Origin of the sequence: Prevotella sp. HJM029, from assembly GCF_000599605.1 — a bacterium.
GTDB lineage: Bacteria > Bacteroidota > Bacteroidia > Bacteroidales > Bacteroidaceae > Prevotella.
In genome coordinates this window covers 48592-70843 of record NZ_AZHT01000027.1, presented here as the reverse complement: position 1 = coordinate 70843, position 22252 = coordinate 48592, and the positions used below count along the sequence as shown (strand labels likewise).

At 44.6% G+C, this 22252-nt stretch carries 21 protein-coding genes and 1 tRNA gene; 16 read left to right on the top strand and 6 right to left on the bottom strand.

From position 1 onward, the window contains the following. Positions 1–24 precede the first annotated feature (24 nt). A complete protein-coding gene (locus X919_RS0103240; RefSeq protein ID WP_028899001.1) occupies positions 25–1737 on the top strand; it encodes a hypothetical protein in 1713 nt (570 codons plus the stop codon). Here the strand turns inward: X919_RS0103240 and X919_RS0103235 are convergent. Next, the gene (locus X919_RS0103235) at positions 1734–2222 is read right to left on the bottom strand and encodes a hypothetical protein (protein WP_028899000.1); all 489 of its coding nucleotides are present in this window, start codon (positions 2220–2222) and stop codon (positions 1734–1736) included. The two genes, X919_RS0103240 and X919_RS0103235, sit on opposite strands and share 4 nt — an antisense overlap. 119 nt (positions 2223–2341) lie before the next feature. On the opposite strand from X919_RS0103235, the gene X919_RS14670 reads away from it, so the two are divergent. The 6 genes from X919_RS14670 (at position 2342) to X919_RS0103200 (ending at position 9406) form a co-directional block, all read left to right on the top strand. Further along, complete coding sequence (locus X919_RS14670) at positions 2342–3394, top strand: DUF6261 family protein (protein ID WP_155949643.1); 1053 nt, start codon at positions 2342–2344, stop codon at positions 3392–3394. 245 nt (positions 3395–3639) lie between these two features. Beyond that, on the top strand, positions 3640–6351 hold the full coding sequence (locus X919_RS0103220) for a DNA gyrase/topoisomerase IV subunit A (protein WP_028898999.1): 2712 nt from the start codon (positions 3640–3642) through the stop codon (positions 6349–6351). Next, entirely contained in the window at positions 6329–7192 is an 864-nt protein-coding gene (locus X919_RS0103215) for a DUF3316 domain-containing protein (protein ID WP_028898998.1), read from the top strand. The genes X919_RS0103220 and X919_RS0103215 overlap by 23 nt, the downstream gene beginning before the upstream one ends. Next, positions 7189–8208, top strand: coding sequence for a S41 family peptidase (locus tag X919_RS0103210; RefSeq protein ID WP_028898997.1), 1020 nt, complete (start codon positions 7189–7191; stop codon positions 8206–8208). The genes X919_RS0103215 and X919_RS0103210 overlap by 4 nt, the downstream gene beginning before the upstream one ends. Positions 8209–8311: 103 nt before the next feature. Then, positions 8312–9118, top strand: a complete 807-nt coding sequence (locus X919_RS0103205) for an AraC family transcriptional regulator (RefSeq protein WP_028898996.1) — start codon at positions 8312–8314, stop codon at positions 9116–9118. Between the two features lie 207 nt (positions 9119–9325). Then, a tRNA-Leu gene (locus X919_RS0103200) sits at positions 9326–9406 on the top strand. Positions 9407–9526: 120 nt separating this feature from the next. Here X919_RS0103200 and X919_RS0103195 read toward each other — a convergent pair. Beyond that, complete coding sequence (locus tag X919_RS0103195; RefSeq protein ID WP_028898995.1) at positions 9527–10336, bottom strand: DUF5715 family protein; 810 nt, start codon at positions 10334–10336, stop codon at positions 9527–9529. Positions 10337–10436: 100 nt separating this feature from the next. On the opposite strand from X919_RS0103195, the gene X919_RS0103190 reads away from it, so the two are divergent. From X919_RS0103190 to X919_RS14665, 8 genes are read left to right on the top strand one after another with little or no spacing between them, the layout of a single operon-like run. Further along, complete coding sequence (locus tag X919_RS0103190; protein ID WP_028898994.1) at positions 10437–11483, top strand: PhoH family protein; 1047 nt, start codon at positions 10437–10439, stop codon at positions 11481–11483. An 8-nt stretch (positions 11484–11491) separates the two neighbouring features. Continuing rightward, positions 11492–12439 carry a phosphoribosylaminoimidazolesuccinocarboxamide synthase gene (locus tag X919_RS0103185; protein WP_028898993.1) on the top strand — a complete coding sequence of 316 codons (948 nt, stop codon included), beginning with the start codon at positions 11492–11494 and terminating at the stop codon, positions 12437–12439. A gap of 28 nt (positions 12440–12467) precedes the next feature. After that, positions 12468–13202 (top strand): bifunctional demethylmenaquinone methyltransferase/2-methoxy-6-polyprenyl-1,4-benzoquinol methylase UbiE, encoded by a 735-nt coding sequence (gene ubiE / locus X919_RS0103180; protein WP_028898992.1) that lies wholly within the window; start codon positions 12468–12470, stop codon positions 13200–13202. A gap of 16 nt (positions 13203–13218) precedes the next feature. Further along, complete coding sequence (locus X919_RS0103175; RefSeq protein WP_028898991.1) at positions 13219–13959, top strand: shikimate dehydrogenase family protein; 741 nt, start codon at positions 13219–13221, stop codon at positions 13957–13959. Positions 13960–13988: 29 nt separating this feature from the next. After that, complete coding sequence (locus tag X919_RS0103170; protein WP_028898990.1) at positions 13989–15155, top strand: AIR synthase related protein; 1167 nt, start codon at positions 13989–13991, stop codon at positions 15153–15155. A gap of 40 nt (positions 15156–15195) precedes the next feature. Further along, a complete protein-coding gene (gene prfA / locus X919_RS0103165) occupies positions 15196–16311 on the top strand; it encodes a peptide chain release factor 1 (protein ID WP_028898989.1) in 1116 nt (371 codons plus the stop codon). 27 nt (positions 16312–16338) lie between these two features. After that, positions 16339–16851: a hypothetical protein gene (locus X919_RS0103160; protein WP_028898988.1), complete on the top strand. Its 513-nt coding sequence runs from the start codon at positions 16339–16341 to the stop codon at positions 16849–16851. Between the two features lie 39 nt (positions 16852–16890). Beyond that, complete coding sequence (locus tag X919_RS14665; RefSeq protein ID WP_051502386.1) at positions 16891–17454, top strand: hypothetical protein; 564 nt, start codon at positions 16891–16893, stop codon at positions 17452–17454. Between the two features lie 90 nt (positions 17455–17544). On the opposite strand, the gene X919_RS0103150 is transcribed toward X919_RS14665, so the two are convergent. Then, entirely contained in the window at positions 17545–17958 is a 414-nt protein-coding gene (locus tag X919_RS0103150) for a hypothetical protein (RefSeq protein WP_028898987.1), read from the bottom strand. A 232-nt stretch (positions 17959–18190) separates the two neighbouring features. Here X919_RS0103150 and pyrF point away from each other — a divergent pair, with 232 nt between their 5' ends. Next, the gene (pyrF, locus tag X919_RS0103145) at positions 18191–19018 is read left to right on the top strand and encodes an orotidine-5'-phosphate decarboxylase (protein WP_028898986.1); all 828 of its coding nucleotides are present in this window, start codon (positions 18191–18193) and stop codon (positions 19016–19018) included. A gap of 28 nt (positions 19019–19046) precedes the next feature. On the opposite strand, the gene X919_RS15630 is transcribed toward pyrF, so the two are convergent. The 3 genes from X919_RS15630 to X919_RS0103130 are packed head-to-tail and all read right to left on the bottom strand — an operon-like array spanning position 19047 to position 21935. Continuing rightward, positions 19047–19451: a DUF2752 domain-containing protein gene (locus tag X919_RS15630; protein ID WP_051502384.1), complete on the bottom strand. Its 405-nt coding sequence runs from the start codon at positions 19449–19451 to the stop codon at positions 19047–19049. Then, on the bottom strand, positions 19438–19764 hold the full coding sequence (locus X919_RS0103135) for a TM2 domain-containing protein (RefSeq protein WP_028898985.1): 327 nt from the start codon (positions 19762–19764) through the stop codon (positions 19438–19440). The genes X919_RS15630 and X919_RS0103135 overlap by 14 nt, the downstream gene beginning before the upstream one ends. A gap of 29 nt (positions 19765–19793) precedes the next feature. Further along, entirely contained in the window at positions 19794–21935 is a 2142-nt protein-coding gene (locus X919_RS0103130; protein WP_028898984.1) for a peptidylprolyl isomerase, read from the bottom strand. Positions 21936–22252: the final 317 nt, after the last annotated feature.

Below are 22252 nucleotides of genomic sequence, written 5' to 3'. Positions count from 1 at the left end.
AAAGGTAGAAAGGAAAAACAAACGATGAAAAAATATATTCAATATGCTTTGGTGAGCATGCTCAGTGTGTTGATGTGGGCATGCAGCAGCGACGAGACCGGCGATGGTGTGCAGACCCGAGATGGGAAAGTGGCGCTGGCCAAGGCCGTGACATTTCATGTGAATTTTGCAGGCTACAATGCCACGCAGGAAGTGGGAACGCGTGCAACAGCGGCCAACAATATGGTGACACAAAAGGCTACCGTGCTCGACAATGGCATTGTGGCTGTGGCAACGATGCAACGCGACACCACGCAGCAGGCACCAGCAGCCAAAACGCGCGCTTTAGACAACGGCACCTACACCATGCTGGCCTATCAGGGCGGCGTGTTTAAAGGCGAAGTGAAAGGCCACATCTCGGGTGGCACCTTTGCCTATGCCGACAACAACGCCATGGAATTGCAGCCCGGCACCTACGACTTTGTGCTCATCAACGACAAAGTGACGCGCGCGGGCGACAAAATCACGGTGAAGAAGGACGATATGGAGCAAGGGCTCATCGCACGCACCACCTACACCGTGACAGCCACACCCCAGCACCAGCAAGTGACGTTTGAAATGCACCCCACGGCGGTGCGCCTCAAAGTGCGCCTCTTAGGCTACATGAATTTCACCCTCAGCGGCAGCGATGTGGGAAAACTTTCTGTTGATGCACCAGGACAAGCACCCACAAAGGTTGAATATGACATGGCCAACAACACCTGGGCTACGGTGGCCACGTCGACAGATGGCTATCCGAAGACGCTCACTTTCCCCACAGCAACACAAGATGGGGTTACCTATAGCTCTACCTGCACCGACTATGTTTATTATTTGCCGGGCGCACAGGTGAACCAACACTTGCAAGTGGGCAACTTGAGCATTTACGACCGCGCCACCACCTATTCTTATTGGGACATCAAGCAAAAGATGGCAGCCTCGGTGGAGCCTGGCACATCCTATCTGCTCACCATCAAATTCATGATGCCCGCCTACTATCTCATGAGCGACGGCACCGTGGGCAAAACCAGTGAGACCACGGCGGCCGGCGGCACCAAAACGCCTATCGGCGTGGTGCTCAGCCGCAGCAAACACCTCGCCATCGCCTTGGAAGATGCCGGCAAAGGCGCAAAGTTTAAATGGTATAAGGAAGCAACTGTGCAAGTTATGGCGAATAGTGCTATTAATCTCGGAATGCAGCCGAGCGACTATGTTTTAATGAGTTCAGACTATGATGGCTACCATTACACTTGGGAGGATTGTGGATTTGGTTTTGACGTGCCTACGCGCAAAGGTGATAACAAGACCGATTTCCCCGCCTTCTATGCCGCTGGGCATTATGGCGATGAATTGGCTGCCAAAGTGACGTTGACGAACGGCATGGAAAACAAAAAATGGTATCTCCCTGCTGTGGGAGAATTGTGCTATGTGTATAGTGTCTTGGGAAAAGGTAATGTAAATCATTTGATATTTCCTGGTCAAGGCTATGCATATAATGATAAATTAATAACATCCGTTTTCACACAAGTAGGTGGGGGAACCATGGTAGAAGCACCTAGCCTTACTGCAGGTTATTGGGGAAGTTCAGAATGTAGTGCTCCTTATCTTAGTACTTCTAATTATCCATATGGCGGATATGTACAGTTTTTAGGTGAGTTAAATTATGGCTATATGGAGAAGGAAAAAGATTATAAAGTCCGCGCCTGCGTTAAATATTAACCGCGGTTTGCCTCTCGCATCATAGATGGTATGCGGATGGGCGGCGCGCTGTTGCTTCTTTGCGAGAAAGCTTCTTGGGGAGAAAGCACAGCGCGCCGCTTTCGTTGTGCTTTTTTGAAAACCATCCCAACTACACCCTGTATTTGGGCGTCTTTTTTGAAAACCACCCCAACTACACCCTGTATCTGGGCGTCTTTTTTGAAAACCACCCCAACTACACCCTGTATCTGGGTGTCTTTTTTGAAAACCACCCCAACTACACCCTGTATTTGGGCGTCTTTTTTGAAAACCACCCCAACTACACCCTGTATCTGGGCGTCTTTTTTGAAAACCACCCCAACTACACCCTGTATCTGGGCGTCTTTTTTGAAAACCACCTCAACTACACCCTGTATCTGGGCGTCTTTTTTGAAAACCACCCCAACTACATCCTGTATATAGGCGTTTTTTTTGAAAAATCCCCCAACTACATCCTGTACTGACATAATTTTTTCGGCGTTAAGTTTGTTTTATTTACAGATAATGTGTATTTTCGTAAGCGATAAATCTGAGGGCGGAAAACACTTTCCAACTGAAGAAATCTAATAATTAAAAGGTAAAAGTTATGGTAATTAAGCAATTTGGAAAACGGTACCTCCAAAACATGGAGCACCTTGAGTTTACAAACCACGTGTTGAACATGGCAAAGACGGCCAATTTGGAAAAAATGAATCCGCTCATTGCGCCGTTGGAGGCGGCTTACAAGGCCGAGAATGAGGCGCTCAATCAGCCGCGGGCGTTGGACGGAACGGCGGATTTGGTGGAGCTCGACGAGGAGCGCGATCGGGCGTTTCGCATGTTCCAAACCATGTTGGATGCGCGGAAGTATGAAAAAAGCAAGGATTTGGTGAAGACGGCGCGCGCGGTGCAGAGCATTGTTGACCGCTATCCCAACTTGGCCGAGGCCAATTATGACAAGGAGTCGGCCATGATCGACAATCTCATCGACGATTTAAACGGAGCCGAGGCCAAGGCGTGGGTGACGACGCTGGGGCTGACCGAGGCCATCAAGCGGTTGGACGAGGGCAACAAGGCGTTTCGCGCTCGCACGCAACAGCGGCTGGCTAAGGGCGAGGCTTCGGGCTCGGTGGATGTGAAGCAGCTGCGCCAGATTACAGATGCGGCGCTCAATGCGGTGCTGCGGCGCATGGATTCGTTAGACGACCTCTTCCCATCGGCCGAGGTGACGGCGCTCATCAAAGCCTACAACGCGCTTGTCGACGGCAAACAGTTCTTGCTGGCCAAGCGCAAGGCGACGAATGAGGCAGCCACCGTGCGCAAAAAGGGCGACTGGGGCAAGATGCTTGCCGAGCACTATGCGCTGTTTGAGGTGGAACACAAGTTGTCGCAGGGCAGTCTGTCGTTTACGGGCAACACCGTGGGCTCGAAGGAACAGCGGCTCTATGAACTGGCGGTTGCTGATAGCGAGAAAACAATTTGGGTGCGTCTGAAACGTAAAAAATTGGTCGAGGCTACGGCCGACGAGGTGGCGAAGGCCAAGCAGGTGCAGAACAGCAAGCACAAGAGTAAGCACAAGAGCGGCGGTGCGCAGGCTGGTGCCGGCGGCGAGCATTCGGGCGGCACGCAAGGGTCGGCCACGGTGACGCCAAAGAAATAGCTTGCTTTAAAACAGATGGGCATCATCTCGATGCCAGTTTGCATACACAACTTGTTTTAAAGAATGGGGGCGGGAGTGCGCGATGCATTTTCGCCCCCGATGTGTGTGGGGGGTAGAAGCTGTGTTTTCATCGGGCTTTACGTCAGCTTTTGTGGGCGAAAAACAAGGTTTTGTTTGGCCGAATAACCATTTTTTGCTAATTTTGTGGCTATCGCAAAAATAGCATTCCAAAAAATCATTTCCACATGGACGACGAGATAAAAGACAAGGACCTCAACCTCGAGGACGAAACACTCACCCCCGACACCCATTCTGACTATACGCCAGCCGACAAGTTTGATGCTTCGGCCGTGCACCATTTGAGTGGTATGTATAAGAACTGGTTCTTAGACTATGCCAGCTATGTGATTTTGGAGCGTGCCGTTCCGCACATTGAGGATGGATTGAAGCCTGTGCAGCGCCGCATTTTGCACTCGATGAAGCGCATGGATGATGGCCGATATAATAAGGTGGCCAACATTGTGGGGCACACAATGCAGTTCCATCCTCACGGCGATGCGTCGATAGGCGATGCGCTGGTGCAGATGGGACAGAAGGATTTGCTCATCGATTGTCAAGGCAACTGGGGCAATATCTTGACGGGCGATCGTGCTGCGGCGCCGCGTTATATTGAGGCGCGGTTGTCGAAATTCGCGTTAGACGTGGTGTTTAATGCCAAAACCACCGATTGGCAACTGAGCTATGATGGGCGCAATAAGGAGCCTATCACGCTGCCTGTGAAGTTTCCTTTGCTGTTGGCACAGGGCGCAGAAGGCATTGCTGTGGGCTTGAGCAGCAAGCTGCTGCCCCACAATCTGACGGAGATTTGCGAGGCCGCCATTCACTATCTGCGTGGCGAGACGTTTGCACTCTATCCCGATTTCCCCACAGGAGGTGCCATCGACGTGAGCAAATATAACGATGGGCAGCGCGGCGGTGTGCTGAAGGTGAGGGCAAAGATTGAGAAGTTGGACAGCAAGACGCTCGTCATTCGCGAAATTCCGTTCAGCAAAACCACCACGACGCTTATCGATAGCATTCTGAAAGCCGTTGACAAGGGGAAGATTAAGGCCAAACGTGTGGACGACAACACGGCGGCTGAGGTGGAAATTCAGGTGCATTTGGCACCGGGCGTTTCACCCGACAAGACCATTGATGCGCTCTATGCTTTCAGCGATTGCGAGATTAATATTTCGCCCAACTGCTGTGTGATTGAAGACAACAAACCTTGTTTCCTCACGGTGAGCGATGTGTTGCGCCACAGTGTGGACAGCACCATGGGCCTGTTGCGCAAGGAGCTGCAAATTCGGCGTGGCGAACTGCTCGAGCAACTCTTTTTCGCCAGCTTGGAACGCATCTTTATTGAGCAGCGCATCTATAAAGAAAAGAAATTCGAAACGGCCGACACGATGGATGAGGCCATTGCTTTTGTCGACGAAAAACTCACGCCGTTTAAGCCCGAATTCATTCGCGACGTGACGCGCGATGATATTCTGCGGCTCATGGAAATCAAAATGCAACGCATCTTGAAGTTCAACAAGGACAAGGCCGACGAGCTCATTGCGCGCATCAAAGCTGAGGTGGCCGAGATTGAAAACGACCTCAACCACATGACCGACGTCACCATTAAATGGTTTAACTTCATCTTAGAGAAATACGGCAAAGCGCATCCGCGTCGTACCGAAATCCGGAGTTTCGACACCATCGACAGTGCCAAAGTGGTGGAGGCCAATCAAAAACTCTACATCAATCGTCAGGAAGGTTTCATCGGAACGGGGTTGAAGAAGGACGAGTTTGTGTGCAACTGTTCGGATATTGACGATGTGATTATCTTCTATCGCGATGGAAAATATAAGGTGTTGAAGGTGGCCGACAAGATTTTTGTGGGCAAAGGCATCATTTGGTTGCAGGTGTTCAAGAAAAACGACAAACGCACCATCTACAATGTGGTTTATCGCGATGGCAAACAAGGCTTTTACTATATGAAGCGTTTCAACGTGACGGCTATGACGCGTGACCGCGAATACGACTTGACGCTGGGTACTCCCGGTTCGAAGGTAGTTTATTTCACGGCTAATCCCAATGGCGAAGCCGAGCGCATTAAGATTACGTTGGATGTCGATCCCAAGAAAAAGCGGCAGAACATTTTCTTGGAACGCGACTTTAAAGATATCCTCATCAAGGGGCGTGCGGCCAAAGGTAATCTGCTCACCAAGCAGAGCATTCACCGCATCGGCCTGAAGAGTCACGGCCATTCAACGTTGGGCGGGCGCAAGGTGTGGTATGATGCCGATGTGAAACGCATCAACTACGAAGAGCATGGACGTTTCTTGGGTGAGTTCTATGATGACGATCGCATCTTGGTGATTTTAGACAATGCCGATTTCTATCTCACGACATTCGATGCCAACAACCACTATCCCGACAACATCATGCGTTTGGAGAAATGGGATAGCGAGAAGGTGTGGACGGCAGTGTTGCGCGATGCCGATAATCAAGGCTACACCTATGTGAAACGCTTCACGATGGATGCCACGAAAAAGGAACAGAATTTTGTGGGCGAAAATGCCGAAAGTCAGCTACTATTACTCACTGACACAGTTTATCCGCGCTTGGAAGTGACCTATGGTGGAGCCGATGCTGTGCGCCCGAAGGAAGAGATTGATGCCGAAAGTTTCATCGGACAGAAGAGTTTTAAAGCCAAAGGTAAGCGTCTTTCAACATGGGAAGTGGCTAACGTGCAAGAGTTGGAGCCGCTTCGTTTCCCAGAAAAGCCAACAGATGATGAAACTGATGACGAAGAAATAGAATCTGATGAAAATTTAGATCCCGATGCTGGTAAAAGCCAACAGCAGGTGATGGATGAGATGACAGGACAGCTAAACCTTTTCCCCGATGAAACAAACGATAAAACCTAAGTGCCTCAAAGTATTTGCTGTTTGTGGTATTTTGAGCGTCAATAGCATTGCGTTGCATGCCCAAACTGATGGCCAGTCCATTCCGCAACGCATCACAACCAATAGTCGTATGGTGGGAGTTGGTACCACCAATATCTTAGACACTTATTTGAGTCCTGAGGAATATCACGGGACAGACATTCGCTATATCAGTCACACGTTGCGCCAACGCGAGGGTAAGCGCATGTCGCAGGAGATTGTCCATCAAGGCAATATTGCCTATGTCGACACGCGTTCGAGTAGCGGAAAAGAGTTGACGGGGAACTATCGCTTTCAATATGGTTGGCATTATGCTTGCCAGTCGTGGCAATGGGGACAGCAAGAATTGCGCTTAGAAGCGGGTGTCAATATGGAGTTGGCTTTGGGCTTTCTCTACAATACTCGTAATAGCAACAATCCTGCACAAGCCTATTCTTCATTGAGTGTGCTCCCTATGGCTGCAGCTGAATATCTCTTCCCTAATCCATTTCATAAAAATAGTCAGCAAAGGTGTTGTCTTCGTTATGCTTTGGCAGTGCCTATTGCAGGTGTAATGTTCTCGCCAAACTATGGACAAGCCTATTATGAAATCTTCTCGAAAGGGAACTACGACCACAACATCGTGCCTACTTATCCTGGCAATGCACCTTCTTTGACGCATCGGCTGACCCTTGATTTTCCACTGCTCCACACTACTTGCTGCATAGGCTATCAAGGGGAATATTTGCAATCACATGTCAATGAGCTGAAGCGGCATAGTTACACGCATACACTTTTGGTGGGCATTGTAAAAACATTCAAGCTAACTAAAGTCAACCGATGAACGCAAAACATTTTTTCTCTTTAGGTTTGCTCGCATTACTATGTGCCGTATTGCTGGATAGTTGCGTGAAGGAAGATACGTATGCCGATAATCCACAAGGCAATTTCGAAGCCCTATGGCATATCATTGACGAGCACTATTGCTTTTTAACTATCAAGCAACAAGAATATGGATTGGATTGGAACGAAGTGCATGCGCGCTACCAACGACAGATCAATGCACAAATGACTGAAGCGCAGCTTTTTGAAGTATTGGGCAATATGCTTGCTGAGTTGCGTGACGGACATGTTAATTTGTATTCGAGTTTTGATGTTGCACGCAATTGGTCGTGGCATGAAAACTATCCAGTCAATATGTATGATACGCTTATAACACGATATTTAGGTCGTAATTTCCGCATAGCCAGTGGCCTGCGTTATTGTCTGTTAGACGATAATGTGGGCTATCTTCGCTGTGCAACATTCAATCAAGCGTTGGGCGAAGGCAACTTAGATCAGATTTTTTCCTATTTTCTCCCTGCACGCGGATTGATTATTGACGTGCGGAGTAATCCAGGTGGGCTCATCTCAAGTGCAGAGCAGTTGGCAGCACGTTTCACCAATGAGCCGCTGCTTGTGGGCTATATGCAGCATAAAACGGGCCGCCGACATGATGACTTTTCTGCACTCCAGGAACAATGGTTAAAGCCCAGTCGGGGCATACGTTGGCAAAAGCCGGTCGTTATTCTTACCAATCGTGGCGTGTATAGTGCCGCAAATGAGTTCGTAAAATGTATGAAATGCTGTCCTAAAGTGCATGTAATTGGTGACAAAACTGGTGGTGGTTCTGGACTCCCTTTCAGCAGTGAGCTTCCGAATGGTTGGAGTATTCGCTTTTCGGCTTGTCCTGTGTTTGATAAAGATAAACGAACAACCGAGTTTGGGATTATGCCCGATACACAAATAGGCTTGCAATTAAGTGATTTTTTGAGTGGAAGAGACACACTTATAGAATACGCAAGAACTCTTTTTGAATAAAAAAAGGAGAAATTCAAAAATCATTACAGGTAGTGAAAATACTTTTTGTAACTTTGCGATATACATTAATTCGCCTTTCAAAAAGGTTATAAGTTTTTTCACTATGAGTAATCACACAGTTGTCGCTGATTCTAATTTTAGTAGGATCGGGAATGATGAGTTGAAAGACTATGCTGTCTATGCATTGTGTAAAGCGGGGTGTTGTACATTTATTTACAACACAGTGCCGTTTGAAATTAAAGCAAATGACCTCTTAGTCATTCGAGAACAACAACTCATGCAGCATATAAAAGCTGATGCAGCATTTGAGGTATTGGTGCTTTATATTCATTTCCCATTTGTAGAAAAGTCTACGCCCGATGTTAATTTCGATGTCCGAAGTGAGCTCTTGCTTACAGCCAATCCAGCATTACAGCTCAATCCCAAGGAGTTTGAGCGTGTAACGGACGATATCCATGTAATTATAGAGCGGGGGAATGACCATGAACACCATTTCCAAAAGGATGTGCTTAGTGCTTGTTGTCTTCTTTTTCTCTTGGATATTTTCGATGTCCAAAATCGCATTTATGGCTCATCTCATGTATCAGTGCGCTCATCTCATCTCGTAACAGCATTTATGGAAATGTTGAAAAGTGGTGAATATAAGCAGCATCGTGAAGTGTCTTATTATGCCGATAAATTGTTTGTTACAAGCAAACATCTGTCAGCCGTTTGCCGAATGGTGACTGGGAGGACGGCCAATTACTGGATAAATCATTTTGTAAAATTGGCTATCCATCAACAGCTTCGTAGTGAACGATTGTCCGTGGTTGAAGTTAGTGAAATGTTTAACTTCTCATCTCCTGCCCATTTTAGCCGATATGTGCAGGCTCAATTGGGAGAACCACCAACTGCAATCCGAGAAAAATAAAAGAAGAAAGTATATTTTTCAATTTAGCCATTCAAGATAAAGGTGTAAAATCTTAATAGTTGATAATAAGAAATTGCACATCTATCTTGAATTGTATATATGGCGAACACAGATTCTTTCTGATTTTTCATTGTATAGAGCAAGAAAAATAGGAACAAGATATTTTGTTTGGTTAAAAATTAAATTGTACCTTTGCAATCCATAAAGGCGCTTGTGGCGAAATTGGTAGACGCGCTAGACTTAGGATCTAGTGGTTATGCCGTGTAGGTTCGAGTCCTATCAGGCGCACATTTTAAAATGCTAAATAGTTCATGGATGGCTATTTAGCATTCTTTTATTTATTAAAACTACTTCTATTTTTGCCAAGAAGGAGGGGAATGATGGGGGTGGAATTTTATGCGAGGGTGTTTATCTTACGGTGAGGTGAAAGCACCCTTGATGTACTTCGTATTTTATGTGACAACGATTTTGTTGTCGTAAGTCATTGAGAACTTCACTGAGAACCCATTTTAAGGTGTCATTACGTACTTTTCGACGTGTTGTTTTTGCTGTTTCTACTGTTTTGTAGCGATTATAACACACATCAATGGTTGTGCCATAGAGGTGACAACTATTTTGTGTTGCGTTGCGATTGTGATTGCGTAGCTTTTGAACATCCTCTTTTGAGCGCATCACACTCGTAACAATAATTTTGTGCAATGGGATTCCTTTTATTTGTAATGAATCGAAAAAATTACGCCCAATGTCTTGTAGTAAGATGGCTGCACGTGGTACTAAATAGGGAATACTTGATTTCAAATTGTCGACATAGTAATAAGGATTACTCCCAATATAGGTGAGTTCACCTTTGCGATGTTCTGCTTCTTTACGGTTTTGTACAGGACTGACACCATATTTCTTTGCAGAAATGAGTTGTACATCATTCTGGTCAGGGAACGCCTTTCCAAAATTGGGTACACTATAAATGCGATTCTTTACTAAGCTGCCATCTGCACGAAAGAAGTTAGAATAGGCTAATTGGTTTTGAGTATTTTGGGCGTCAGTGCATTGTTTATCGGGAGATTGCTGATTAGAACCATCTTCTATCTCAATAGTTTTTGCATGCGTCGGTTCTGTATTTTGTTGTTTAACAACATGTGGAGAAACGCAACGTATAACTCCCAATGATATAATGACAAATCCTGCTCCCAACAGAAATTTGTTTTTTGAAATCTTCATGCCTAAAAAGGTTCTTTTTTCAGTAGACAAAGGTAGATTAAATATTTGGTACTCTCAAAAAAATAACATAAATTTGCAGCTAAATTTTAGTAGCAACACTTTGATCGAGAAGCATATTATTTTAGAGGATATTGACCCTGTTATTTTCTATGGCGTTAATAATAGTCATCTGCAAATGATGAAGTCGTTGTTCCCCAAACTGCGTATTGTTGCACGCGATAATGTTATCCGTGTCTTGGGGGACGAGGATGAGATGGCTAAATTTGAAGAGTGTGTGGAAAGTATGCAACGTCATGTACTCAAATATAATGCGCTTACCGATGAAGATATCTTGGATATTGTTAAGGGACGCAAAACAAAAAATGACGCCGTGAAGGGCGTTTTGGTTTATAGTATCTCTGGGCGTCCTATTAAGAGCAAGTCAGAAAATCAACAGAAATTGGTTGAGGCTTATGAGCATTGTGATATGGTGTTTGCTGTAGGTCCTGCTGGAACGGGAAAGACTTATCTGAGTATAGCTTTGGCTGTGCGTGCACTTAAAGATAAGGTCGTAAAGCGTATTATCTTAAGTCGTCCTGCTGTAGAAGCGGGAGAGAAGTTGGGCTTTTTACCAGGCGATATGAAAGATAAGATAGACCCCTATCTACAACCTCTCTACGATGCGTTGGAAGATATGATACCTGCTGTGAAATTGCAAGATATGATGGAGAAGCATATCATTCAAATTGCGCCATTAGCTTTTATGAGAGGGCGTACTTTGAGTGATGCTGTGGTAATTTTAGATGAAGCACAGAATACTACTCCACAACAAATTCGGATGTTTCTTACACGTATGGGATGGAACACGAAGATGATTATTACAGGAGATATGACACAAATTGATTTGCCACGTGAACAGCGAAGTGGTCTGAGAGAAGCTCTCCATATCTTGCATGATATAGAGGGAATAGGGGTGGTGAATTTAGATAAAAAGGATATTGTACGTCATAAGCTTGTTACACGCATCGTTGATGCTTATGCAGCATTCGATAAACAACATAATGCAACAGGGAGAGGCGACGCTAATAATAAGCAGAAGGAAAATTCTGACAGTGATGACGAACATTATACAACGTTCATAGAGCATTTAGACAACGATATAAATTGATCATCAAGATGAGAGCATTAACAACAACAGATTTCCATTTCAATGGACAAAAGAGTGTGTATCATGGGAAAGTGCGTGATGTCTACAACATTAACGACGATCTTATAGTGATGGTGGCAACCGACAGAATATCAGCATTCGATGTTGTGTTACCCAAAGGTATTCCTTTTAAAGGACAAGTGCTTAATCAAATTGCAGCGAAGTTCTTGGATGCTACAGCTGACATTTGCCCTAATTGGAAGCTTGCTACGCCTGACCCTATGGTCACAGTGGGCTTAAAGTGCGAGGGCTTCCGTGTGGAGATGATAATCCGTTCTATCCTAACAGGTAGTGCTTGGCGTGCCTACCAAGAAGGATGTCGTGAATTGTGTGGTGTAAAATTGCCCGATGGAATGCGCGAAAATGAGCGTTTCCCAGAGCCTATCGTAACACCAACGACTAAGGCTGATGAGGGGCATGATCTCAATATTTCGAAAGAAGAGATTATTCGTCAGGGACTTGTAAGCAAGGAAGATTACGAAGTGATAGAAGATTATACCCGACGTCTATTCAAACGCGGGCAAGAGATTGCAGCTAAGCAGGGATTGATTTTGGTTGATACAAAATATGAGTTTGGTAAACGTGATGGGAAAATCTATCTTATTGACGAGATTCATACACCCGACTCCAGTCGCTATTTCTATGCAGAAGGTTATGAAGAAAAGTTTAAAGCGGGGCAGCCACAACGGCAACTTTCAAAAGAGTTTGTGCGTCAGTGGCTCATAGAGCATAACTTTATGAATGAGCCTGGACAAAAGATGCCCGAGATTACCGATGAATATGCTAATAGTGTGAGTGAACGTTATATAGAGCTTTACGAACATATCACGGGTGAAAAATTTGATAAGACGGCAGAAGAAGGCGATATTGCTGCGCGCATAGAACAGCATGTGACCGCTTATTTGCAGTCACGTTGATTTCGCTCATATGAGAAATATCCCGCGAATGTATAAGCAAGAAGAAATAAAACCCTACGGGAAGGATACAGAAAAAGGAAAGTTGGTGGAAGAGATGTTTGATAACATCGCTCCCACCTACGACACCCTAAATCATCGTTTGTCATGGGATATAGACCGAGGCTGGCGGAAAAAGGCTATTCAAGAGCTCCAACCTTTCGCCCCTAAATGTATGTTAGACATTGCGACGGGTACGGGTGATTTTGCTATTTTGTCCGTAAAGATGCTTCATCCGCAACAGTTATGGGCTGTAGATATCAGCGAGGGGATGATGAAAATAGGGGCACAGAAAGTGGCAAACGAAGGGCTTGAAAGTATCATCCAGTTTAAAAAGGAGGATTGTACAAGGCTTACTTTCCCCGATAATCATTTCGATGCTGTTACTGCTGCATTCGGTATTCGCAACTTTCAGGACTTAGATAAAGGATTGAGCGAGATGTGTCGTGTGCTTAAAGTAGGAGGGCATTTATGTATTATAGAATTGACACAACCCATATCCTTTCCTATGAAGCAGCTTTTTACGATTTATTCGCATACCTTTTTGCCGCTTTATGGCAAACTGATTTCGAAGGATTCCAGTGCATATAGCTATCTCACACGCACCATAGAGGCTTTCCCACAGGCAGAAAAAATGGTTGAGATTCTTAAAAATGCAGGTTTCCAATCTGCATCTTTCAAGCGCTTAACAGCTGGCATTTGCACACTTTATTTAGCAACAAAATAATTTTTTGCTCATAGTAATGGAAACATTTGGACTAATAGGCTACCCCTTGGGGCACTCGTTCTCTATAAGTTTCTTTAATGAGAAGTTTGCTAACGAAGGTATTGATGCACAATATTGTAATTTCCAAATAGAGAATATTGCTTCGTTACCCGAGATTTTAGCACAGAATCCTACCCTGAAAGGACTCAATGTCACATTGCCTTATAAGGAGGCAGTCATCGGTTTCTTGGATGATATAACCCCTGAAGCACGTGCCATTGGTGCTGTAAATGTTATCCGTGTGGAGCATAAAGGTGGTAAGACGCAGTTGAAAGGTTTCAATAGTGATGTAATCGGTTTCACAAAGAGTATAGAACCCATGCTCGAGCGCTTCCACAAAAAGGCACTTATCTTAGGTACTGGTGGATCGGCCAAGGCCATTCATTATGGTTTAAGGTCATTGGGCTTAGAAACTATGTTTGTAAGTCGGACGCCAAAGGAGGGTGTTATTACGTATGAAGAAGTGACGCCCGAACTCATTCGTGACTATCATGTTGTAGTTAATTGTACTCCCTGTGGCATGTATCCTAAAGCAGATGAGTGCCCCCCACTTCCTTATGACGCAATGGATAGTCATCATTTACTTTACGATTTAATTTATAATCCTGATGAAACGCGCTTCATGCAAAAAGGCATTGAGCGTGGTGCCTTGGTGAAGAATGGTTTAGAAATGCTGCTTTTGCAAGCTTTTGAGAGCTGGAACTTTTGGCATCAGTAATAACTTCATCCATTTAAACAACATTATCAATGGACAATCGTTATATGCAACGCGGTGTTAGTGCTGCGAAAGAAGATGTGCACAATGCCATTAAGCACATCGATAAAGGAATTTTTCCACAAGCTTTTTGTAAGATTCTGCCCGATATTTTGGGTAACGACCCTGCTTATTGCAACATTATGCACGCCGATGGGGCAGGCACAAAGTCGTCATTGGCTTATTTGTATTGGAAAGAGACGGGTGACTTGAGCGTCTGGAAAGGGATTGCGCAAGATGCTATTGTGATGAATACTGACGATTTGCTTTGCGTAGGTGCAGTAGACAATATCTTGGTTTCGAGCACTATTGGGCGTAACAAGTTGCTCGTTCCAGGCGAAGTAATTTCTGCAATTATCAATGGTACTGAGGAACTCTTGGCTGAGCTACGTGCTATGGGCATCGGTATCACGCTTACTGGTGGCGAAACGGCTGATGTGGGCGACTTGGTACGCACTATCATTGTCGACTCAACCGTCACATGTCGCATGCGTCGTGCTGATGTAATCGACAATCGAAACATCAAGCCTGGTGACGTTATCATTGGGTTGAGCTCCACAGGACAGGCGACTTATGAGCACCATTACAATGGTGGAATGGGAAGTAATGGCCTTACGAGTGCACGACATGATATGTTTGCTAAGTATTTGGCTGAGAAATATCCAGAGAGTTTCGACCACAATGTGCCCGAATCGCTGGTTTATAGTGGACAATATGCGCTCACAGATAGTGTCCCAGGTACATCACTTAACGCTGCTCAGTTGGTACTCTCGCCTACAAGAACCTATGCTCCTATTATCAAACGCATGTTAGATGTACAACGAAAAAGCATACATGGTATGGTGCATTGTACGGGGGGCGCACAGACTAAGGTGCTCCATTTTATAGGAGAAGGTTGTCATGTCATTAAAGATAACCTCTTTATTGTCCCACCCCTATTCCAGGCTATTCAAGAAAGTTCAAATACTTCGTGGCGTGAAATGTATCAGGTGTTTAACATGGGGCATCGCATGGAACTTTATGTGGAACCTGAGATAGCCGATGAACTCATCAATATTAGCAAGAGCTTTAATGTTGATGCACAGATTATAGGGCGTGTGGAAGCTGGCAATAAAACGGTTACAATAAAATCACCTTATGGAATATTCGAGTACAAGTAGAAGAGAAAGATTAATAATAGAAAATGAAAGGTAAAAAGATATGCCCGATAACAATAACATACTTCAAAAATTAGATGGCTTAGAGAGTCGCTTCGAAGAAGTGAGCACGCTCATTACCGACCCCGATGTGATTGCCGACCAGCGCCGTTATGTAAAACTTACTAAGGAATGGAAGGATTTAGGTGACATCATGAATGCTCGCAAGCGCTATATAGCTTGCCTCAATGCCATTCGTGAAGCCAAGGATATTTTGGCGAATGAGAATGATAATGATATCAAAGATATGGCTCGTGAAGAGCTGAATGCCAATGAAGCTTTACAGCCACAATTAGAAGAAGAAATAAAATTGTTGCTCGTTCCGAAGGATCCTGAGGATGGTAAAAACGTGCAAATGGAAATTCGTGCGGGGACAGGAGGTGATGAAGCTGCACTCTTTGCTGGTGATTTGTTCAATATGTATAAGCGCTATTGCGATATAAAAGGATGGACACTCAGTGTGACAGATGTCTCTGAAGGTGCTGTGGGCGGTTATAAAGAGATTGATTTTGCGATTAGTGGTGTCGATGTCTATGGCACAATGAAATATGAAAGTGGTGTACATCGTGTACAACGTGTTCCTGTTACTGAATCGAATGGACGTATGCAGACCAGTGCAGCGACAGTAGCTGTGCTACCTGAGGCCGATAAGTTTGAGGTTAATATTAATGAAGGTGACATTAAATGGGATACTTTCCGCTCGAGTGGTGCTGGTGGACAAAACGTTAATAAGGTAGAATCGGGTGTGCGTTTGCGCTATCCCTGGCGGAATCCCAATACGGGTGAGGTGGAAGAGATACTCATTGAATGTACCGAAACACGCGACCAGCCTAAGAATAAAGAGCGTGCACTGAGTCGGCTTTATACGTTTATTCACGATCGTGAGCACCAGAAGTATGTAGATGATATTGCTAATCGTCGTAAAAGTTTGGTTTCGACAGGTGATCGTTCAGCTAAGATTCGCACGTATAATTTTCCACAAGGTCGTGTAACAGACCATCGTATAGGTTTTACAACTCACGATTTACAAGGCTTTCTCAATGGAAATATTCAAGAAATGATAGATGCACTCACTGTTGCTGAGAATGCAGAAAAATTGAAAGAAACAGAATTATCATAAGAAATTAAATCATAAAAATAGCATAAAATGGATATAACACCTAAAAAACAAGATAGCAAGTTTAGTATTAATGAGCGTTATGACTTCTTATTTGCCACGGCTCTTTCCAAACCAGTACGCTGGCTTTTGGTTTTACCTGTTGCATTCTGTGCGATGGGCGCCATTCAGTTTTTGGGCAGTGCACTCATTAAGCTGCTTTGTAATCTCTTTGGAGATGGTGAAGCTGTTGTCGTTTTACTTAATAGTATACTGTGTACTATTAAGTATATGCTATTTATTATAGCAGCTGTTGCTACTACTCCCGTGGTAAAAAGGCGTAAAGTTATGATGGCACTACTGGCTTTAGTCGTTGGATTATTGATTTTAGGAGCAAGTAATGCATTGCTCGTTGCTGTTGTAAGAGAGTTCGATATGACGATGCTCATAGCGACAACGGTATGTTGTGTTTTGGGAATGGTTATAGGTGTTATTTCTGTTTATGTGAAAACGCGGGAAGGCTCTGTCACCAGTATACAGCAAAAGCAGAATGTAGGAGAATAGAAGTGTGTAACTATATTATAAGGTTATTGATTCATCACAATGAAAAAGAATATTTTAGCTACCCTTTCCTTAGTAGCTCTTACAGTGTTTTCTGCAGCAGCACAAACAGATGGACAACACTATCGCAGTGTCAATGCACAACTTTTTGGACCACCCAATGTCATTAGTTTAAACTATGATGCTCGCTTCAAGCAAGGCTCTCAGTGGGGCTACTCTGCAGGTTTGGGCTTCGGTTATTATCAAACCAGCTATTTTCTTGCTGGCGAAGCTTCTACACGGATGTATTCGTTGCCACTGAACATCAATTATTTGGTTTTTAAACACCGACACACGATGGAATTGGGCGTCGGGGTTGTTCCAGGCATTCATAATGAACATACCTATGCAGGAGAGGTTTTACCTTCAGGACAGGTGCTGCTAACTCCTGTGCGTAACAATGTGTTTAATGCGATGGCTACCTTCAATGCGGGCTATCGTTTCACGGCAACAAAAGGTTTTCAGCTTAGAATAGGAATAGCCTTAGGACACACGCTTACTCATGGTCATGAAGTAGATTACAAACTTTGCTTTGCCCCATATTTTAGTTTTGGTAAAGCTTTTTAAAGTTATATCGTCCATTGATGAGTATCACAACATAAAAAGCGCCGAATTCACAAGTTGAATTCGGCGCTTTGATGAATGTTGTAAATCTCTTTATTGATTAATAAACTGAATACGTTTATTAAGTTTATCGAGCTTGTTTTGAAGTTTTGCGATTTTCTTTTCATACTTTTGCAGGCACTTTTGACTTTTAGCCAATTTCTTATTGGCTTTCTTTACATCTTTAAGCTTCTTCATTGTTGCGCTGGCATCTTTCACTGTGTTCGAAGCATTCGAAGTGTTGAAGTCGGCTGTAGCTGCGTTGGCTTTCGCATTTAACTGGTCAACTTCTTTGATGAGATCCGCATACTTCGCTTTTTCCTTTTGATAGTCGAGCTGTGCTTCGTTCAGTTGTGTAGTGATTTTCAGTACCTCTTGGCGCGCTTTTAGCGTGTCAATAACTGATTTCTGTGCATGGGCAGAGATGCCTAAAAGCATCATCATAGCCACAAATAATAACTTTTTCATACGTTCTAATGCTATTTTAAATACAATCTAATTGATGTGGCAAAGATAGAGAAAGGAAAAATAGCATGCAAAGAATTTTATTTTTTTTAATGGTTCTACTATCATAATTGATATAAACTTAGCCTTTATGCCCATCGTTTGTAGACACTTTTGTATATTGTAGCTGGATTGTGTGAGTAGAATTTCGTTTGTCCACATTTTCTTATTACCTTTGAACAAAACTCGTAAGCGTATGAATAGACAAGAACTTATTACTCAGATTTTTCAAAAGAAGTCGTTTCTCTGTGTCGGTTTGGATACCGATGTGGAAAAAATCCCCGCACATTTGCAGGCATCTGACGACCCTATCTTCGAATTTAACAAGGCAATTATCGATGCAACGGCACCTTTTTGTGTGGCCTATAAGCCCAACTTGGCTTTTTATGAGTGCTATGGACTGAAGGGATTGCAAGCTTTTGAACGCACTATCGACTATCTAAAGGTGCACTATCCAAAGCATTTCGTTATTGCCGATGCCAAGCGCGGCGATATCGGTAACACCAGTACGCGCTATGCCAAAACATTTTTCGAAACCTATGCCGTAGATGCGTTGACCGTGGCACCCTATATGGGCGAAGATAGTGTGAAACCTTTCTTGGGTTATCCTGGAAAGTGGGTGATTGTGTTGGCGCTCACCAGCAATCCGGGCAGCAAGGATTTTCAATTTGCGCCGCTCACCACGGGGCAGCGTTTGTTTGAGAAAGTGTTGGAAACCAGTCAGGCGTGGAGCTCGGATGAGCATCTGATGTATGTTGTGGGGGCCACGCAAGGCAAACTGTTCGAAGACATTCGCCGTGTTGTTCCCCATCATTTTCTGTTGGTTCCCGGCGTAGGTGCGCAGGGTGGAAGTTTGCAAGAGGTGTGCAAATATGGCATGACGAAAGATTGCGGTCTGTTGGTCAACTCCTCGCGCGGCATTCTTTACGCCGGCACCGGTCACGATTTTGCCGAAGCGGCTGCGGCGGCTGCCCAGAAATTGCAGCAAGAGATGGCGCAGGCATTAGCGCTTGTGCAACGTTAATGCCCACTGCTTTTGTGCGGCTCGCCCTTCAATTCCAAACGAAATGGGTGAGCCACACGAAAGTTTCAAACATGAAAAACACAACTAAGACCGCTTTATGGCTGAAAAACAATCGGAATCGCAGGTAGTTTCGCAGCACAAAACGGGTGTTGAAGCAGGCATCACTAAGGAGTGAAAACGTGTAGACCATCATCGCCGGAACGATGAAGAGCAGGTTGAGGTTACTTCTCAGTGCTGCCAGCACATGTCCTTGTACGAGCAAAAGCATGCCGCGTGTGGTGCCGCATGCCGGACAAGGGAGCGAGGTGATGAGCCGAAACGGACACACCACCACATGAAAATGGCCTATCGCTTGTGCGATAAGCCATAAAAAAGCTGCGCAATACAGCATGAAGAGTATGCGCAGCTCTTGTTTGATATTAAACCAATGCAAGGAGCTTTTGGAAATTCTTTTCACGAACAGCGCTCATGATTAAGAACCAATCGATGATGCTCCAAATGCCTAATCCACCACAGGTGAGGAGTTTGGCAATACCCAATCCAGTATCACCAATGTAAAAACGGTCAATTCCTAACCCACCGCCTAAAAGTGAGATGATGAGACTTATAGTGGGATCTTTAAATTCAGCCATGGCAAGGGTTGCTTGTTTGTCCTCGCTCATGTTCTCAAGAATGGTTTTTACATCGGCGAAGCGCTCCTGAGGGAAGTACTTTCCGTAGGTTGATAATAATAAATTTGCATCCATATTGCTTATAATTTAAATGTGAGTAATTTTTAGAAGAATAGATAACGGTTGTCTACCACGTTGGCATTAAGGTAGAGTTCATTCATAAAGTTGCCTGCATTCTGCAATGCTTGTTGACGCAGTTTCTGCTCCATAACATTATCATTAAACTTGCCAGGACGCATAGCTTTATTGGTTACTTGGAACACGTAAACGGCGGCATTGCCTTGCACAGGTTGTGTTGTGAATTTACCTTTAGCCGTAGCATAAACGGCACCGCTCAAGGCTGGCTCGCTCACTCCTAACGCTGTAACGAAGACCGGTGCAGCGAAAGTGATTTGGTTGATGTCCATCACCTGACCACCTTTTGCCTTAGCCGCAGCAATGCTGTTCACACCTTGCAACTTTTGTTTGAGCATGTCGGCCTTCTTGTCCTTCAACACCTCGGCGCGCACCACGTCTTTCACTTGCGCGTCGTCTAAATCGCGATAGCCCACAGGATTGATTTTCGTGAGCACTGCAATGAGCAAGTGGTCGTTGTCGCCGCATTCAAACATTTGTGAAGCATCTCCTTGTTTGGCTTCGAAGAGCCATTTCAGGGCATCACGTGTACCATGGATGTTAGCCAAATAGTGGGTCGATGTGGTGATGTCGCGTGCCTCTTGCACCCGATAGCCGCTCTTTGCCGCATTCTTCAACAGGTCGTCGGCCTTTGCATTGGCACTCACGAATGCAGAGAACTTGTTGAAAGCCGCACTATAAGTGGCCTTTGAGAACTCAATCTGCTTCTTGATAACGGCTGCGGTATATTTCTCGGTCATGCCTTTGCGTGTGAGCACCTGCACAATAATGTTGCCTTGTGGCATAGCAATGTTCTTTATTTGATTTACGCCCATGGTGTTGAGTGCCATGAGATAATTGCGCGTGTCGTTGTCCATCGACGGTGCAGCTTGATATTGCTGACTGGTCAACCAGGTCTTTTGCCCTGTTTGTCCGTATTTCTTTGCGATGACTTCGAAGTCAGCACCAGCCGAAAGCGCGGTGTAAATGGAGTCTGCTGTTTTATGTGCTGCGTCGACGTTGGCACCGCCCACTTGAATTTGGCGGTATTCAATGGAGTCGGGCAATTGCTGTTTCGCCAGCAAACGCACAAGGTTAAGCGTGTTGTCCATCTTGTTCTCGGTTACAGCCGTGGTTTGTCCAACTGACATAGAATCGAGCTTAGCCGCAATATCGGCGGGGTAGGCTGCCTTGGTGAGTGGCAATCCCAGATAATTCACTAACGAAGCACTCTTGCGTACAACGTTGGCTGGGTCTTCTGCTGTAGCCAAATCATGGGCATAGCCTGCAAATTCTTTTTGCAAAGCAGCGCGGTCGGCCTGTGAAGGTGTCACCTGAATGTCAATGTATTTGATGTCGCGGCTTTCCACATATTGGCGGAAACGCGGCTTTAGCTCATTGTATTTTTCTTTCAAATCGCTGTCACTGATTTTCACCTTATCGTCTTGAATGGTGCTATAAGGGAAGGCAGCCAATTGAATTTGGCTTTCCTGATTTTCTTCGTTGAATGCCATCTTCGCTGCCACAGGGTTCGACAAGATGCAATGTGCTAACAGTGCCTGATATTTTTGTGCCAAGAGTTGCTGGCGCAATGTCTTTTCAATGAATGTCCAATATTTGTAGATGGTTTCATATTGTTGTGCCATCTGCGGATTGGCATTGCGTTGCGTGTCGTATTCAGCTAAGAACTTCTGCAATGCGTTGGCATCGAAACGACCTGTCTGTTGGTTCACAAATGGTGTCTGCATCAGCATGGGGTTGGTGCCTTGTTTTAGTACATTTTGTAACTCTTCATCGGTGACGCGTAAGCCCAATTTCTTTGCTTCGTTCTCCACAATCTTGGTTTGGATATAGGTGTTCCAAACCATATCTTTTACTTGGTTTAGCTGTTGATCATTCAATGCATCTGTTCCCTGTTGCATTTTGATGACGTCGGTATATTCATCAACTAATTTCTGGAAATCGTTTACATTGATTTTCTCACCTAAAACTTCGCCGATTTGCTGGCGTTCGTTATTGCGAGACGACTCGCACGAACGGAATGCTTCTTCGGCAATGAAGGAAAACAAGCCCAAGCCGATGATTCCCATCAGCAAGGCACCTTTACTTCTGATTTTTCCTAATGCTGCCATTTTAATTTATTCTTTTTTTAGTTATTTTCTTTGTATGCTGTTCAAATTGGGTACAAAAATAGTAATAAAAATATTATTTCGGCCATCTTTCGTCAAAAAACATGCTCGCGTACCTTTATCTATAAGAGATTTTCGTAGAATTTGCGCTTGTTTGTGTTGTTAACTAATAGATATTGGCTTGTAAAAGCGCCCATTTTTGTAATTGCGGAATAGGCTTGTTGCTCTTTTTACAGCTCAATGTTTGCAGATAGTGCGTTTTCTATGAAAAAACGAAAAGGATTTGGATGTGGATGGGAGCGCAGATGTTCAGAGCAGCT